This window comes from Kitasatospora sp. NPDC028055, assembly GCF_040637885.1.
GTDB lineage: Bacteria > Actinomycetota > Actinomycetes > Streptomycetales > Streptomycetaceae > Kitasatospora.
This window is the reverse complement of the sequence record NZ_JBEZXE010000005.1, coordinates 168,081-183,302: the sequence shown is the minus strand read 5'-3', so window position 1 is coordinate 183,302 and position 15,222 is coordinate 168,081. Positions and strand designations below refer to the sequence as shown.

Here is a 15,222-nt window from a genome sequence, read left to right as displayed (position 1 = left end):
CTCAGCTGAGCAGGGTGGCCATCCAGGATTCGATGGCCGGGACGGTGCGGGGGAGGGCGCTGGACATCAGGTGGGCGCCGTCCTCGGTGATGACGAGGTCGTCCTCGATGCGGATGCCGAGGCCGCGGAGTTCGAGGGGGAGGGTCTCGTCGTCGGGCTGGAGGTAGAGCCCGGGTTCGACGGTGAGGACCATGCCCGCCTCCAGGGTGCCGTCGAGGTAGCGGTCGGCGCGGGCCTTGGCGCAGTCGTGGTAGTCGAGGCCGAGCATGTGGCCGCTGCCGCAGAGGGTGTAGCGGCGGTACAGGCCGTTGTCCTCGGCGAGGGCCTGGTCGGCGGGGATGCGCAGGACGCCCCAGTCGGCGAGGCCTTCGGCGATGACCCGCATGGCGGCGCGGTGGAAGTCGCGGAAGCGGGCGCCGGGGCGCAGGGTGGCGATGCCGGCGCTCTGGGCGGCGAGGACGAGTTCGTAGGCCTGGCGCTGGACCGGGGTGAAGGTGCCGCTGAGCGGGAGGGTGCGGGTGATGTCGGCGGCGTAGAGGGTGTCGGTCTCGACGCCGGCGTCGAGCAGCAGGAGGGCGTCCGGGTCGAGGGCGCCGTCGTTGCGGATCCAGTGCAGGACGCAGGCGTGGGCGCCGGAGGCGGCGATGGTGGTGTAGCTGGGGCCGTTGCCCTCGGCGCGGGCGCGCAGGTCGAAGACGCCCTCGATCCAGCGCTCGCCGCGGTGGTGGCGCAGGGCGGCGGGGAGGGCGCGGACGACGTCCTCGAAGCCGCTGACGGTGTGGTCGACGGCGAGTTGCAGCTGCTGGACCTCCCAGGTGTCCTTGACCAGGCGCAACTCGGAGAGCACGGCGGCGAGTTCGTCGTCGCCCCGGGCGCCCCGGTCGTCGCGGGGCCGCCCGGTGGCCTGGTCGACGAGGGCGTCGGTGCCGGCCAGTACCCGGGTGGGGGGCTGCGGTCCGCCGAGCAGCTTGCCGAGGTCGTCGAGGTGTTCGGTGCGCAGCCCGGTGAGCCGGGCGGTCTCGTCGAGGTCGGGGCGGCGGCCGACCCAGAACTCGCCGTAGCGCCGGTCGCGGTAGAACTCGCCGCCGCTGCGCGGGGATCGGGGCCGTACGTGGAGGACGGGTTCGTGGCCCTCGGGGCCGGCCGGTTCGAGGACGAGGACGTGGTCGGCCTGGTCCTCGCTGGTGAGGCCGGTGAGCCAGGCGTAGGCGCTGTGCGGGCGGAAGCGGTGGTCGAGGTCGTTGCAGCGGACCTTGAGGCGTCCGGCGGGGACGACCAGCCGTTCGCCGGGGAAGGCGGCGGAGAGCCGGGCGCGGCGGCGGGCGAACTCGGGGTAGCCGGGGACGCGTTGGTCGGCGGGGAGCGGGGTGGCGGCCCAGGCGGTGCCCATGAAGGCGTCGAGGGCGGGGGAGACCGGGAGGTCGTGGCTGCCGGTGGCGAGCTGGGGCTGGGGTCGGGTCACCGGTGAACTCCTAGGCGGGGGTGGGGAGCTGGGGCTGGTGGGACACAGCTGGGTAACGGCGGGCGTCACCTCTTGTGCAGTGCAATTTCACATTACTATGTTACGGGTCACACAGCGGCGCGGCCAGAGCCGGCCCCGCTGACCGATGCAGGCCCCCCACAGCGGAGTTGCCACATGACCAGGCGCAGCCATGCCCTCCTCGCCGCCGCCCTCGCGGCGACCCTCACCCTCGGCCTCGGGGCCTGCAAGAACGACAAGAGCGACAGCGGCGGCGACGCGGCCCCCGGCAGCACCAAGGGCCCGGGCGCGGAGAGCGGTTCGGTCATCGGCGGCACCCCGGCCAAGGGCGGCACCCTCACCGTCCTGACCAACCAGGACTTCGCCCACCTCGACCCGGCCCGCAACTGGACCGTCCCGCACATGGACTTCGGCACCCGGCTGCTCTACCGCACCCTGACCACCTTCAAGGCCGAGCCGGGGGCCGCCGGCAGCGAGATCGTCCCGGACCTCGCCACCGACCTGGGCAAGTCCTCGGACGGCGGCAAGACCTGGACCTTCACCCTCAAGGACGGCCTCAAGTACGAGGACGGCAGCCCGATCAGGTCCGCCGACATCAAGTACAACGTCGAGCGCTCCTTCTCCCCGGACCTCACCGGCGGACCGGACTACGCGATCCAGTACCTGGCCGGCGGCGAGAACTACAAGGGCCCGCTCACCGGCCAGCACCTGGCGAGCATCGAGACCCCCGACGAGAAGACCATCGTCTTCCACCTCAAGCGCCCGGTCGCCGAGTTCTCGGACACCGTCACCCTGCCGACCTTCGCCCCGGTGCCGCAGTCCCAGGAGAAGGGCACCCAGTACGACTCCCGGCCGTTCTCCTCCGGCCCGTACAAGATCGAGAGCTACGACCGGGGCAAGCAGCTGGTGCTGGTCCGCAACACCAACTGGGACCAGGGCACCGACACCGTCCGCAAGGCCTACCCGGACCGGATCGTGGTCACGGAGGGCATCAAGGGCGGCCAGGCGGACGACCGGATCATCGCCAGTGAGGGCGCCGACGGCAACGCCATCAACATGCCCTGGATGCAGCACGAGTCGGTCGCCAAGGTGCTGCCCAAGGCGGACGTCAAGTCCCGGATGGCCGCCGAGCGGACCGGCTGTACGGACATGCTGTACCTGAACACCGCCAAGGCGCCCTTCGACGACCCGAAGGCGCGCGAGGCGATGATGTGGGCCGTCGACCGCGAGGCCCAGGTGACCGCGTTCGGCGGCCCGGCGATGGCCGACGTGGCGACCTCCTTCCTCCCGCCGTCGCTGACCGGCGGGCTCAAGGCCGACCCGCTGAAGATCCCGGCCACCGGGGACCAGGAGAAGGCCAAGGCCCTGCTCAAGGACGCCGGCAAGACCGACCTCAAGGTCGGGCTCACCGTCTCGCTCGGCGACAAGACCCGCGCCGAGGCGGTCCAGCAGTCGCTGGCCAAGGCCGGCGTCCAGGTGACCGTCAACACCGTGGACCCGTCCGCCTTCACCGACACCCTCGGCGACACCAAGAACGCTCCCGAACTGGCCATCAGTGGCTGGTGCCCGGACTACCCGTCCGCCGCGACCTTCCTCCCGTTCCAGTTCGACGGACGCACCATCAAGGAGAAGGGCAACCAGGGCAACCTCAGCCAGTTCCGGGACCAGGCCACGATGGACCGGATGGACGCGATCGCGGCCATGCCGGACGTCAACGAGGCCAACAAGGCCTGGCAGCAGCTGGACGAGGACCTGATGCGCAAGGCCCCGGCCGTCCCGCTGATGTGGCAGCGCCGTCCGCTCATGGTCGGCACCAACGTGGCCGGGGCGTTCGGCAGTTCGGGCTACGCCGGGATGATCGACCTGGCCGTGGTGGGCCTCAAGGACCCGGCGAAGGGCAAGTGAGCGGCCCGATGAGCACCACCACTGAACCCCCTTCGGCAGCGGAAGGCGCGCCGGCGGCCCCCGCGAAGGCGGCCGGGCGCGGGCCGTGGCGGCTGGTCCTGGACCAGCTGTGGGCCCGCGGCTCGGCCCGGTTCGGGCTGATCACGGTCGGCGTGCTGGTCCTGGCGGCCGCCCTGGCCGGCCCGCTGAGCGCGCTCGGCGGCTGGTCCCCCGAGGAGTTCGACAAGCGCGCCGTGGACGCCTACCTGGGCGGCATGCCCAGGGGCGACTTCGGCGGCATCAGCACCCGGCACTGGCTGGGCGTGGAGCCGATCACCGGGCGCGACCTGTTCGCCCGGGTGCTGCACGGCGGCCAGGTGTCGCTGCTGATCGCGTTCACCGCGACCGCGGTGGTCGTGGTCGCCGGCACCCTGGCCGGCGTCACGGCGGGCTACTTCGGCGGCCGGACGGACGCCGTGCTGTCCCGGCTGATGGACCTCACGATGTCCTTCCCCTCGCTGATCTTCATGATCGCGATGATGTCGGTGGCCAAGGACGTCAACCGGATCCTGCTGATCACCCTCGTGATCGGCCTGTTCACCTGGCCCGGCATCGCCCGGGTGGTGCGCGGCCAGACCCTCTCGCTCAAGCACCGCGAGTACGTCGAGGCCGCCCGGGTCGGCGGCGCCCGCTCCTGGCGGATCCTCACCCGGGAGATCCTGCCGAACGTCTCCGGCCCGGTCATCGCGTACACCACGCTGCTGATCCCCGGCATGATCGCCACCGAGGCCGCGCTCAGCTACCTCGGGGTGGGCGTCCGCCCGCCCACCCCCTCCTGGGGGCAGATGATCGCCGAGAGCATCTCCCAGTACGAGACCGACCCCACCTACTTCCTCATCCCGACCGCCTTCCTGTTCCTCGCCGTGCTCGCCTTCACCCTGCTCGGGGACGCGCTGCGCGACATCCTCGACCCCCGGGGAGCCCGCTCGTGATCCGCTACCCCGACCCCCGCGGAGGCCGGTCGTGATCCTCTACCTCGGCCGCCGCCTGCTCGGCGTGGCCGGCATCCTGCTCGCCATCTGCGCCATCACCTTCACCATCTTCTACCTGCTGCCCAACGACCCGGCCGCGGCCGCCTGCGGCAAGACCTGCAGCCCGGAGCGGCTCGCCGACGTCAAGGCGGCGATGGGCCTGGACAAGCCGGTCTGGGAGCAGTTCGGCACCTACCTGACCGGCATCTTCGCGGGCCGCGACTACGGCACCGGCCCGAGCGCGGTGCACTGCGGCTTCCCCTGCCTCGGCTACTCCTACGAGTACGGGCTGCCGGTCCGGGACCTGCTCGCCGACCGCCTGCCGGTCTCGGTCTCGCTGGCCCTCGGTGCCGCCGTGCTCTGGCTGCTCCTCGGCCTCGGCGCGGGCGTCACCTCGGCGCTGCGCAAGGGCGGCCTCACCGACCGGGCCCTGATGGTGCTCTCCGTCGGGGCGGCCTCCCTGCCGGTCTACTTCACCTCGATCATGCTGATCTGGGGCGTGGTCCGCACGGCCGGGCTGCTGCCCTACCCCTCGTACCACGCGTTCACCGACGGCCCGCTCGACTGGGCCACCAACCTGCTGCTGCCCTGGACCGCCCTCGCCCTGCTGTACGCGGCCATGTACGCCCGGCAGAGCCGCACCTCGATGATCGAGGCGATGGCCGAGCCGTACATCCGCACCGCCCGGGCGAAGGGGCTGCCGCCGCGCACGGTGACCGTCAAGCACGGGCTGCGCTCCGCGACGACACCGATCCTGACCATCTTCGGGATGGACCTCGGCGGGCTGCTGGCCGGGGCCGTCATCACCGAGTCGATCTTCGGCCTGCCCGGCGTCGGCCGGCTGTTCTACGACGGTCTGGCCCGCTCCGACCAGCCCGTGATCCTCGGCGTCACCCTGCTCGCGGCCTTCTTCATCGTCGTGGCGAACCTGCTGGTCGACCTGCTCTACGCGTACGTCGACCCGAGAGTGAGGTACTGATGGCCAGCCTGTTGGAGGTCGAGGACCTCAAGGTCGCCTTCGACACCCCGCGCGGCACCGTCCGAGCCGTGGACGGCATCTCCTTCGCCGTCGAGGCCGGGCGCACCCTCGGCCTGGTCGGCGAGTCCGGCAGCGGCAAGTCCGTCACCTCGCTGGCCCTGATGGGCCTGCACCGCGGCGCCGCCGTCTCCGGCTCGATCCGGCTCGACGGACGGGAGCTGACCGGCCTGGGCGAACGGGAGCTGGGCACCGTCCGGGGCCGGCGGATCGCCATGGTCTTCCAGGACCCGCTGTCCAGCCTGCACCCCTTCTACACGGTCGGCGAACAGATCGCCGAGCACTACCGGGTGCACTTCCGGGCGGGCCGCAAGGCCGGCCGGGCCCGGGCCGTGGAGATGCTCGCCGAGGTCGGCATCCCGGAACCGGCCCGCCGGGTCGACGAGTACCCGCACCAGTTCTCCGGCGGGATGCGCCAGCGGGTCATGATCGCCATGGCGCTGGCCTGCGAACCGGACCTGCTGATCGCCGACGAGCCCACCACCGCGCTGGACGTCACCGTCCAGGCGCAGATCCTCGACCTGATCGCCCGGATCCAGCAGGACCGCGGGCTCGGCGTCGTGATGATCACCCATGACCTGGGGGTGGTCGCCCGGGTCGCCCACGAGGTGCTGGTCATGTACGGCGGCCGGGCGGCCGAACAGGCCCCGGCGGAACGGCTGTTCGCCGCACCCGTGCACCCGTACACCCGCGGCCTGCTGGACTCGCTGCCGCGCCTGGACGACTCCGACGACGCCCCGCTGCGGGCCATCCCCGGCAGCCCGCCCTCGCTGCTCACCCCCGCCCCCGGCTGCTCCTTCGCCCCGCGCTGCGCCCGCACCACCGCGGCGACCGCCGAGGAGCACGCCCGCTGCCTGGGCGAGCGCCCGCCGCTCGACCCGTTCGGCCCGCCCGGGGCCGGCCATCGGGCCGCCTGCCATCTGCCACTGGTGCCGGAAGGGGCCCTCTGATGGCTGAACCACGACTGTCCGAGCCGCGACTGTCCCAGCCGCCACTGTCCGAACCGCTGCTGTCCGTACGGGACTTGGTGAAGACCTTCGCCGGACGGCGCAGCCGCACCGGCCGGGCCGGTGCGCCGGTCCGGGCCGTGGACGGGGTGAGCTTCGACCTCGCCGCGGGCGAGACCCTGGGCCTGGTCGGCGAGTCCGGCTGCGGCAAGTCCACCACCGGCCGGATGATCGTCCGGCTGCTCGACCCCACCTCGGGCACCGTCACCTTCGACGGCACCGAGATCGGCGGGCTGTCCCAGGCCAGGCTGCGGCCGCACCGGCGGCACCTGCAGATGGTCTTCCAGGACCCGTACTCCTCGCTCAACCCCCGGCAGACGGTGGCCCGGATCATCTCCGAGCCGCTGCTGGTCCAGGGCGCGAGTGCCGTGGAGGCGCGCGGCCGGGCGGCCGAACTGATGGAGCTGGTCGGGCTGATCCCCGAGCACCTCGACCGTTACCCGCACGAGTTCTCCGGCGGCCAGGCGCAGCGGATCGGCATCGCCCGCTCGCTCGCCACCTCGCCGAAGCTGGTGATCGCGGACGAGCCGGTCTCCGCGCTGGACGTCTCCGTCCAGGCCCAAGTGGTCAACCTGATGGAGCAGTTGCAGCGGGAGCTGGGCCTGGCGTACGTGTTCATCGCGCACGACCTCTCGGTGGTCAAGCGGGTCTGCGACCGGGTCGCGGTGATGTACCTGGGCCGGATCGTGGAGATCGGCGACAAGGCCGAGGTGTACGGCAGCCCGGCGCACCCGTACACCCGGGCGCTGCTGTCCGCCGTCCCGCTGCCGGACCCGGTGGCGGAGCGGGCGCGGGAGCGGATCGTGCTGCTCGGCGACCCGCCGAGCCCGGCGGACCCGCCCACCGGGTGCGGCTTCCACCCGCGCTGCCCCAAGGCGCAGGCGCGCTGCCGGACGGAGCGGCCGCTGCTGGAGGTGGTCGGGACCGGCGGGCGCCAGGCGGCCTGCCACTTCCCGGAGCAGCCGTAACGCAGAAGAGCCCCCGGTCGGGCGTGGCGGGGAACCTCACGAGGGCCGCGTCCGACCGGGTACCAACCCGCCCTGATGTTTCTCTTCCGGCTGCTACTGCTCCTCGGAGGGCAGTAGCAGCCGGGGCCCGGGCCCCTCGGTGGCGAGTTCGTCACCGGGGTTGAGCACCCGGCAGCGGCGCAGCGACACGCAGCCGCAGCCGATGCAGCCGGTCAGCTCGTCCTCCAGCCGCTCCAACTCGGTGCGGCGGGCGCGCAGTTGCTCGGCCCAGCGGCGGGAGATCCGCTCCCAGTCGTGCTTGCCCGGCATCCGGTCCTCGGGCAGCCCGGTGAACACCTCGGCGACCTCGGCGAGCGGGATGCCGAGCCGCTTGGCGACCAGGATCAGCGAGATCCGCCGCAGTACGTGCCGCCGGTAGCGGCGCTGGTTGCCGGCCGAGCGCTCGGAGGAGATCAGCCCCTGCTCCTCGTAGAAGCGCACGGCGGAGGTGGCGATCCCGGCCCGCCGGGCCACCTCGCCCACGCTGAGCAGGTCGACGGGTGCCGTTCCGGTCATGGCCACCGCTCCTCGACTTCAAGTTCTCTTGAAGTCCCAGCCTATCGGACGTGACCGGGCACCCGGCTTCCAGGACCGCCACGACCGTTGCTGGGCGGCCGAGTTGCCCGGCGCGGCCGTCGCCGGGTGCCGCGTCCGGGGTCAGTGCACGGTGTACTCCACGGTCACGCTGATGACCACCAGCACCGCGTAGACCACCGCCGGCGTGGTCCGCCCGGCGGCGTGCAGCGCGAGTGCCCCGGTGAGCAGGGCCAGCAGCTTGAGCACGATCTCCACGCCCAGCGGCTGGCGGAACCTCGGCCCGCCCGCGGCCAGGAACAGCCCCCAGAAGACGGCTGCCAGGGCCGGTGCGCCGAGGCCCAGCAACAGCCGGGTGGCCAGGCCGGAGCCGGTCCGGAACCCCCAGTAGCAGAGCGAGGCCAGCAGGGCGAGCTCCAGCCCGAAGGCGAGTCCCGCGTTGGCCATGGTCAGCGGGGTCCACTGCCGCTGCCCGACCGGTCCCGGTCTTTCGATCCTCATCCCGTGCCCTCCCCGTTCATTCCGCTCTGCCCGTTCGCCGGGCGGCCCGGCCGGGCGGTGGTCAGGCGGAGTTTCCCAGGTCGTCCGGCGGGAACTCAATGGCGGGAACTCAACGGATCGTCCCGAAGACGTGTACGGAACAGGGGTCGGGCCGTAGCCTGGCGCATGCAATGTCACACATCACCAGAGGGAGTACCCGTCGTGGTCGACGACCTGAGCACCGCCGAGCCCCCGGCCCCGCTGCCCGCCGCCGAGGGCCTGTTCAGCGTCTCGCCGCAGGCCGCGCACCTCAACCACGGCTCCTTCGGCGCCGTGCCGGTCCCGGTGCAGCGGGTGCAGCAGGAGCTGCGCACCGAGCACGAGCTGGACCCGGACGGCTTCTTCGCCGACCTGCCGGCCCGGATCGCCGGTGCCCGGGTGCGGATCGCCGCCGAACTGGCCACCGACCCGGAGCGGCTGGCCCTGGTCGCCAATGTCACCGAGGCGGCCGCGATCGCCCTGGACAGCATCCCGTTCGCCCCCGGGGACCGGATCCTGGTCACCGACCACGGCTACGGCGCCGTCACCCAGGCCGCCGCCCGCAGGGCCGCCGAGACCGGCGCCGAGCTGGTGGTCGCCCGGGTGCCGCTGGACGCCCCGGACGAGGCCGCCGTCCGGGCCGCGGTGCTCGCCGCCGTGGACGACCGCACCACCGTCGCCGTCCTGGACCGGATCACCTCGCTCACCGCCCGTACGGTGGCCTCCCCGGCCCTGGTCGCCGAGCTGCGCGGACGCGGGGTGACCACGGTGGTGGACGGCGCCCACGCCCCCGGGATGCTGCCCGAGCCGGTCGACCCGAACGCCGACTTCTGGTTCGGCAACCTGCACAAGTGGGCCTTCGCCCCGCGCGCCAGCGGGGTGCTGTCCGTCCGCCCCGAGTGGACCGCCCGGGTGCGCCCGCTCGCGCTGTCCTGGGAGCACCACCGGGGCTTCCCGGCCAACGTCGAGTGGCGCGGCACCTGCGACTACACCCCGTGGCTGGCCGCCCCGGCCGGCTTCGAGCTGCTGCGCGAGCTGGGCGTCGAGGCGGTCGCCGCCCACAACGCCGCGCTCGCCGCGTACGGCCAGCGGGTGCTGGTCGAGCGGGTGGGCCTGCGGGCGCTGCCCGCGACGCCCGGGGTGTGGATGCGCACCGTACGGCTGCCGGCGGGGTACGGCGACACCGAGCCGCAGTACCTGGCGCTGCTGGCCGAGCTGTGGCGGCGGCACCGGATCCGGGTCGCCGTCCGACCCGGGCCCGAGGGCGCCGTGCTGCGGGTGAGCGCCCAGCTGTACAACCGGGCGGCGGACTACGAGCGGCTCGCGGACGCGCTGGTGGAACTGTTCAAGGAGTAGGCGCGGGGCTGCTCAAGCGGTTGTTCGAGGAGTGGGCGCGGGGCCGGCCGGCCCCTGGTCGCCCGCCGCCCGCAGTTCCGCGAGCAGCGGGTCGCGGTCGACGAGCAGCCCGGTGAGGATCCGCCGGGCTGCTCGCAGCAGGTCGGCGACGTCGCCGCCGGCCAGCGCGTAGACCACGGTGCTGCCGTCCCGGGTGGCGGTGACGATGCCGGACCGGCGCAGCACCGCGAGCTGCTGGGACAGGCTGGAGGGCTCCACCTGCAGTTCGGCGAGCAGGCCGCGGACGGGTGTCGGGCCGGCCTGCAGCAGCTCCAGCACCCGGATCCGGACGGGATGGCCGAGCATCCGGAAGAACTCGGCCTTGGCCTGGTACAGCTCCCCCAGCCTTCGGCCGGGAGGTGCCCCCATCGTCACGAGGCCCCCCTCTCCTGGTCTCGGCGGGCTCAGATCTCCAGCGAGAGCTCGATCTGCTTGAGCCGGTGGCGGGCCATCGCGAGGTTGGAACGGTTGCGGTGGAGCACCAGGAAGAGGAACAGCCCGCGCCCGGTGGGCGTCGTGATCGGCCGGACCATGTGGTACTGGTGCGTCAGCGTGATCAGGATGTCCTCGATCTCGTTGTCGAGCAGGTTGAGCGCCTCCATCGCCCGCATCTTGGCGCGGACCACGTCGGTGTTGCCGGCCGCGGCGACGTTGAGGTCCAGTTCGCCGCCGTCCCCGAGGGTGCCGAGGGCCATGCCGCTGCCGTAGTCGACCAGGGCGACGCCGATCGCGCCGTCGATCGACATGGCTTCCTTGAGGGACGTCTCCAGGTTCGCCATCGTGGCGGTCCTCCCGTGAGTCGGTGGCCGTGGCTCACGGCCCTGGCTCACGAAGGTAGGGAGCGGATCCCGGACTCCACCGGGAATGACCGGAGTCGCTCGGATCTGGCCCGACCCTGATCACTTGAAGACATTTGCAACTATGGATCTGAGAGAGGAGTGATCTCCTGGCTCGGAAAACGGTGCTATCGATGTCACTCCTCCCGGGTAACCTCTCGCTGAGATGCGAGATCACACCAACCACACCCGGACGGCGATGAACACCCCCGATCCAGAGCCCCAGGAAGTCCAGGAGCTCAGCCCCGCCGAGGCGTACGCGGCCAGCCGTCGACGGGCCAAGGAGCAGGCCACCGCCCTGTACGGCTTCCAGCAGCTGTACGACTTCCCGCTGGACGACTTCCAGGTGGAGGCCTGCGAGACGCTGGAGGCCGGCTCCGGCGTCCTGGTGGCCGCCCCCACCGGCTCCGGGAAGACCATCGTCGGCGAGTTCGCCGTGCACCTGGCCCTCCAGGCCGGCCGCAAGTGCTTCTACACCACGCCGATCAAGGCGCTCTCCAACCAGAAGTACGGGGACCTGGTCAAGCGCTACGGCGCCGCCAAGGTCGGCCTGCTCACCGGTGACAACACCGTCAACGGCGACGCCCCCGTGGTGGTGATGACCACCGAGGTGCTCCGCAACATGCTCTACGCGGGCTCCAGCACCCTCGACGGCCTCGGCTACGTCGTGATGGACGAGGTGCACTACCTCGCCGACCGCTTCCGCGGCGCCGTCTGGGAGGAGGTCATCATCCACCTCCCCGAGTCGGTCACCCTCGTCTCGCTCTCCGCGACCGTCTCCAACGCCGAGGAGTTCGGCGACTGGCTGGACACCGTCCGCGGCGGCACCAAGGTGATCGTCTCCGAGACCCGCCCCGTCCCGCTGTGGCAGCACGTGATGGCCGGCAACCGGATGTACGACCTGTTCGCCGACCCCGACCGGGACGGCCGCCCCAAGCACAGCCTCAAGAACCCCGGCAAGGCCGTCAACCCCGAGCTGGTCCGGCTCGCCCGCTCCGAGCTCGACCGCAACCCGCGCGACCGCTTCGGCCGCGGCCGGGGCCGCTCCATGCCCAACGGCCGTCCCGGCAAGGTCTGGACGCCGGGCCGGGTCGACGTCATCGACCGGCTCGACGCCGAGGGCCTGCTGCCCGCGATCACGTTCATCTTCAGCCGGGCCGGCTGCGAGGCCGCCGTGCAGCAGTGCCTCAGCTCCGGCCTGCGGCTCAACAAGGACTCCGACCGCGCCCTGGTCCGGTCGATCGTCGAGGAGCGCTGCGCCGACATCCCCGACGAGGACCTGCACGTCCTCGGCTACTTCGAGTGGCTGGACGGGCTGGAGCGCGGCATCGCCGCCCACCACGCCGGGATGCTGCCGCGGTTCAAGGAAGTGGTCGAGGAGCTCTTCGTGAAGGGCCTGGTCAAGGCCGTCTTCGCGACCGAGACCCTGGCGCTCGGCATCAACATGCCCGCCCGCTCGGTGGTCATGGAGAAGCTGGTCAAGTGGAACGGCGAGACCCACGCCGACATCACCCCCGGTGAGTACACCCAGCTCACCGGCCGGGCCGGGCGGCGCGGCATCGACGTCGAGGGCCACGCCGTGGTGCTCTGGCAGCGCGGCCTCGACCCGGAGGCGCTGGCCGGCCTGGCCGGCACCCGCACCTACCCGCTCAAGTCCTCGTTCCGGCCCTCCTACAACATGGCCGTCAACCTGGTCTCCCAGTTCGGCCGGCACCGCTCCCGCGAACTGCTGGAGACCTCCTTCGCCCAGTTCCAGGCGGACCGCTCGGTCGTCGGCATCGCCCGCCAGGTGCAGCGCAACGAGGAGGGGCTGGACGGCTACCGCGAGTCGATGACCTGCCACCTCGGCGACTTCGACGAGTACATGGAGCTGCGCCGCCGGCTCAAGGACCGCGAGAACGAGCTGGCCCGCGAGGGCAGCAGCCAGCGCCGCGCCGCCGCCATCGAATCGATCGAGCAGCTCAAGCCGGGTGACGTCATCCACGTCCCCACCGGCAAGTTCGCCGGCCTCGCCCTGGTCCTCGACCCGGGCCTGCCGCCGGTCAGCCGCTCCGGCCGGGGCGGCCCGCGCCACCCCGACTACCAGGACGGCCCGCGCCCGGTGGTGCTCACCGCCGAGCGGCAGGTCAAGCGGCTCGCGATGATCGACTTCCCGCACCCGGTGGTCGCCCTCGAACGCGTCCGCATCCCCAAGTCCTTCAACCCGCGCAGCCCGCAGTCCCGGCGCGACCTCGCCTCCGCGCTGCGCACCAAGGCCGGCCACCTGGAGCCCGAGCGGTTCCGGCGCGGCCGCGCGGCCGCCGCCGACGACCCGGAGATCACCCGGCTGCGCACCGAACTGCGCCAGCACCCCTGCCACGGCTGCACCGACCGCGAGGACCACGCCCGCTGGGCCGAGCGCTACCACCGGCTGCACCGCGACACCGAACTGCTGGAACGCCGGATGCGCTCCCGCACCCACACCATCGCCCGCACCTTCGACCGGGTCTGCGGCCTGCTCACCGACCTCGGCTACCTCAGCGGCGACACCGTCACCGACGACGGCAAGCGGCTCGGCCGGCTCTACGGCGAGCTCGACCTGCTCGCCTCCGAGTGCATCCGCGAGGGCGTCTGGAGCGGCCTCGCCGCCGCCGAACTCGCCGCCTGCGCCTCGGCGCTGGTCTTCGAGGCGCGCCAGGCCGACGACGCCGGCGCCCCCCGGGTGCCGGAGGGCGCGGCCAAGGAGGCCCTCGGCCAGATGGTCCGGATCTGGGGCCACCTGGACGCCCTGGAGGAGCAGCACCGGATCAACACCGCCGAAGGCGTCGGCCAGCGCGAACCCGACCTCGGCTTCGCCTGGGCCGCCTACCGCTGGGCGCTCGGCCACAGCCTGGACCAGGTCCTGCGCGACGCCGACATGCCGGCCGGCGACTTCGTCCGCTGGACCAAGCAGCTGATCGACGTCCTCGGCCAGATCCAGGACGCGGCCGGCGAGGACGCCGAACTCCGCAGGACCGCCCGCAAGGCCGTCGACGGCCTGCGCCGCGGCATCATCGCCTACTCCTCGGTGGGCTGAGCCCCCGGCGACGCGAAGGGGCCCGCACGTTCGACACCGAACGCGCGGGCCCCTGTCGTGCCGCGTCCCGGCGCTACGTGCGCCGGCCCTACTTGCCCGGTGCTACTTGAGGGTGGGCAGGGCGGAGTAGCAGCCGTAGTAGTCCTTGGTCGTCTCGACCATGACGTCGCCGGTCCGCGGGCCGACGACGCCGTCCGGGTCCAGACCCGCCCACTTCTGGATCGCGACGACCGCCCCGTAGGTGTCCTGGCCGAACGAGCCGTCCACCGTGATGGTGTGGTAACCGGTCTGGTAGTGCAGGCTGTTGGAGATCTGCTGCACGCACTTCACGCTGGCGTAGGTGTTGCTCTTGCCGTAACCGACCCACAGCGAGCCGGAGTTGGGCACCGCCTGGGCGGTGCCGGCGACGCCGACGGTGGCCAGGGCGGCGGCCGCGAGCAGGAACGCGCCGCGCCGCTTGATGGAGCTGGTGTTCAAAGGGACCCCCGAATTCGGAACACAACTGATCATCAGTTTCCCCGAACCGTACCTCAGCGGGTGGCGAGGGACTCCAGGAGGCGGGTGAGGGAGGTGCCGAGGCCCCAGCGGGCGGAGAGGTGTTCCAGGGTCATCGGGTCGGCGGGCTCGCGGGGGAGGGTGGGGTCGAAGTCCGGGAGGGGGGCGTCGGTGGCGACGCGGACGACGGTGGGGGCGACGTCCAGGTAGGCGGCGCCCTCGACGATGTTGCGGCGGCGGGCCGGGGTGAGGCGGGAGCCGACGTCCAGGGCGGCGGCGCGGATCGCGGCCAGGTCGCCGTACTCGTTGATCAGCTGGGCGGCGGTCTTCTCACCGATGCCCTTGACGCCGGGCAGGCCGTCGGACGGGTCGCCGCGCAGGGCGGCCATGTCGGCGTACCGGTCGCCGCGCACGCCGTACTTCTCCAGCAGCACCGCGTCGTCGGTGACCTGGAGGTTGCCCATGCCCTTGACCGGGTACAGCACGGTGATCTGCCGCTCGTCGTCGACGAGTTGGAAGAGGTCGCGGTCCCCGGTGACGATCTGCACCGGGCCCGCGGCGCGGGCGGTGAGGGTGCCGATCACGTCGTCCGCCTCGTAGCCGGGGGAGCCGACCCGGGCGATGCCGAGGGCGTCCAGCACCTGCTCGATCACCGGCACCTGCGGGGCGAGGGTGTCCGGGACCTCCTCCTCGCCGTCCACGGCGGCCTCGGCGACCCGGTGGGTCTTGTACGAGGGGACGAGGTCCACCCGCCACTGGGGGCGCCAGTCGGCGTCCATGCAGGCGACGAGTTCGTCCGGCCGGTGGTCGTGGACCAGCCGGGCGATGAAGTCCAGCAGGCCGCGGACGGCGTTGACCGGTTCCCCCTGCGGTGAGCGCAGGGAGTCCGGTACGCCGTAGTAGGCCCGGAAGTACAGGCTGGCGGAGTCGAGCAGCATCAGTC

General features: G+C 72.4%; 14 protein-coding genes. 7 read left to right on the top strand and 7 right to left on the bottom strand.

Annotation, left to right across the window (positions count from 1 at the left end; all coding sequences use genetic code 11):
- Position 1: 1 nt before the first annotated feature.
- Positions 2 to 1,462: an aminopeptidase P family protein gene (locus tag AB0F71_RS09430; RefSeq protein ID WP_360230263.1), complete on the bottom strand. Its 1,461-nt coding sequence runs from the start codon at positions 1,460 to 1,462 to the stop codon at positions 2 to 4.
- Between the two features lie 174 nt (positions 1,463 to 1,636).
- On the opposite strand from AB0F71_RS09430, the gene AB0F71_RS09425 reads away from it, so the two are divergent.
- From AB0F71_RS09425 to AB0F71_RS09405, 5 genes are read left to right on the top strand one after another with little or no spacing between them, the layout of a single operon-like run.
- Positions 1,637 to 3,385, top strand: a complete 1,749-nt coding sequence (locus AB0F71_RS09425) for an ABC transporter substrate-binding protein (protein WP_360230261.1) — start codon at positions 1,637 to 1,639, stop codon at positions 3,383 to 3,385.
- Positions 3,386 to 3,393: 8 nt separating this feature from the next.
- A complete protein-coding gene (locus tag AB0F71_RS09420; protein WP_360230259.1) occupies positions 3,394 to 4,356 on the top strand; it encodes an ABC transporter permease in 963 nt (320 codons plus the stop codon).
- 31 nt (positions 4,357 to 4,387) lie between these two features.
- Positions 4,388 to 5,374: an ABC transporter permease gene (locus AB0F71_RS09415; protein WP_360230257.1), complete on the top strand. Its 987-nt coding sequence runs from the start codon at positions 4,388 to 4,390 to the stop codon at positions 5,372 to 5,374.
- Complete coding sequence (locus tag AB0F71_RS09410) at positions 5,374 to 6,381, top strand: ABC transporter ATP-binding protein (RefSeq protein ID WP_360230255.1); 1,008 nt, start codon at positions 5,374 to 5,376, stop codon at positions 6,379 to 6,381. Before AB0F71_RS09415 ends, AB0F71_RS09410 begins: the two co-directional genes overlap by 1 nt.
- Complete coding sequence (locus AB0F71_RS09405; RefSeq protein WP_360230253.1) at positions 6,381 to 7,406, top strand: oligopeptide/dipeptide ABC transporter ATP-binding protein; 1,026 nt, start codon at positions 6,381 to 6,383, stop codon at positions 7,404 to 7,406. The genes AB0F71_RS09410 and AB0F71_RS09405 overlap by 1 nt, the downstream gene beginning before the upstream one ends.
- A gap of 93 nt (positions 7,407 to 7,499) precedes the next feature.
- Here the strand turns inward: AB0F71_RS09405 and soxR are convergent, their stop codons facing one another.
- Together soxR and AB0F71_RS09395 are read right to left on the bottom strand one after the other, a co-directional pair.
- Positions 7,500 to 7,961, bottom strand: a complete 462-nt coding sequence (gene soxR / locus AB0F71_RS09400; protein WP_360230251.1) for a redox-sensitive transcriptional activator SoxR — start codon at positions 7,959 to 7,961, stop codon at positions 7,500 to 7,502.
- 141 nt (positions 7,962 to 8,102) lie between these two features.
- Positions 8,103 to 8,480 carry a YrdB family protein gene (locus AB0F71_RS09395; protein ID WP_360230249.1) on the bottom strand — a complete coding sequence of 126 codons (378 nt, stop codon included), beginning with the start codon at positions 8,478 to 8,480 and terminating at the stop codon, positions 8,103 to 8,105.
- A gap of 201 nt (positions 8,481 to 8,681) precedes the next feature.
- On the opposite strand from AB0F71_RS09395, the gene AB0F71_RS09390 reads away from it, so the two are divergent.
- Entirely contained in the window at positions 8,682 to 9,854 is a 1,173-nt protein-coding gene (locus AB0F71_RS09390; RefSeq protein ID WP_360230247.1) for an aminotransferase class V-fold PLP-dependent enzyme, read from the top strand.
- Positions 9,855 to 9,866: 12 nt separating this feature from the next.
- On the opposite strand, the gene AB0F71_RS09385 is transcribed toward AB0F71_RS09390, so the two are convergent.
- Together AB0F71_RS09385 and AB0F71_RS09380 are read right to left on the bottom strand one after the other, a co-directional pair.
- A complete protein-coding gene (locus AB0F71_RS09385) occupies positions 9,867 to 10,262 on the bottom strand; it encodes a metalloregulator ArsR/SmtB family transcription factor (RefSeq protein WP_360230387.1) in 396 nt (131 codons plus the stop codon).
- Positions 10,263 to 10,297: 35 nt separating this feature from the next.
- Positions 10,298 to 10,672, bottom strand: coding sequence for a hypothetical protein (locus tag AB0F71_RS09380; protein ID WP_360230245.1), 375 nt, complete (start codon positions 10,670 to 10,672; stop codon positions 10,298 to 10,300).
- Positions 10,673 to 10,928: 256 nt separating this feature from the next.
- Here AB0F71_RS09380 and AB0F71_RS09375 point away from each other — a divergent pair, with 256 nt between their 5' ends.
- Positions 10,929 to 13,784, top strand: coding sequence for a DEAD/DEAH box helicase (locus AB0F71_RS09375; protein WP_360230385.1), 2,856 nt, complete (start codon positions 10,929 to 10,931; stop codon positions 13,782 to 13,784).
- Between the two features lie 102 nt (positions 13,785 to 13,886).
- Here the strand turns inward: AB0F71_RS09375 and AB0F71_RS09370 are convergent, their stop codons facing one another.
- Positions 13,887 to 14,261 (bottom strand): peptidoglycan-binding domain-containing protein, encoded by a 375-nt coding sequence (locus AB0F71_RS09370; protein ID WP_360230244.1) that lies wholly within the window; start codon positions 14,259 to 14,261, stop codon positions 13,887 to 13,889.
- Positions 14,262 to 14,314: 53 nt separating this feature from the next.
- The gene (locus AB0F71_RS09365; RefSeq protein WP_360230383.1) at positions 14,315 to 15,217 is read right to left on the bottom strand and encodes a 5'-3' exonuclease; all 903 of its coding nucleotides are present in this window, start codon (positions 15,215 to 15,217) and stop codon (positions 14,315 to 14,317) included.
- Between the last annotated feature and the right edge of the window lie 5 nt (positions 15,218 to 15,222).

Bases quoted from the DNA above. Each gene is read 5' to 3' on its own strand.
- AB0F71_RS09365 (WP_360230383.1), bottom strand. From the start codon at position 15,217: ATGCTGCTCGACTCCGCCAGCCTGTACTTCCGGGCCTACTACGGCGTA.
- AB0F71_RS09420 (WP_360230259.1), top strand. From the start codon at position 3,394: ATGAGCACCACCACTGAACCCCCTTCGGCAGCGGAAGGCGCGCCGGCG.
- soxR (WP_360230251.1), bottom strand. From the start codon at position 7,961: ATGACCGGAACGGCACCCGTCGACCTGCTCAGCGTGGGCGAGGTGGCC.
- AB0F71_RS09375 (WP_360230385.1), top strand. From the start codon at position 10,929: ATGAACACCCCCGATCCAGAGCCCCAGGAAGTCCAGGAGCTCAGCCCC.
- AB0F71_RS09395 (WP_360230249.1), bottom strand. From the start codon at position 8,480: ATGAGGATCGAAAGACCGGGACCGGTCGGGCAGCGGCAGTGGACCCCG.
- AB0F71_RS09410 (WP_360230255.1), top strand. From the start codon at position 5,374: ATGGCCAGCCTGTTGGAGGTCGAGGACCTCAAGGTCGCCTTCGACACC.
- AB0F71_RS09425 (WP_360230261.1), top strand. From the start codon at position 1,637: ATGACCAGGCGCAGCCATGCCCTCCTCGCCGCCGCCCTCGCGGCGACC.
- AB0F71_RS09405 (WP_360230253.1), top strand. From the start codon at position 6,381: ATGGCTGAACCACGACTGTCCGAGCCGCGACTGTCCCAGCCGCCACTG.
- AB0F71_RS09380 (WP_360230245.1), bottom strand. From the start codon at position 10,672: ATGGCGAACCTGGAGACGTCCCTCAAGGAAGCCATGTCGATCGACGGC.
- AB0F71_RS09385 (WP_360230387.1), bottom strand. From the start codon at position 10,262: ATGGGGGCACCTCCCGGCCGAAGGCTGGGGGAGCTGTACCAGGCCAAG.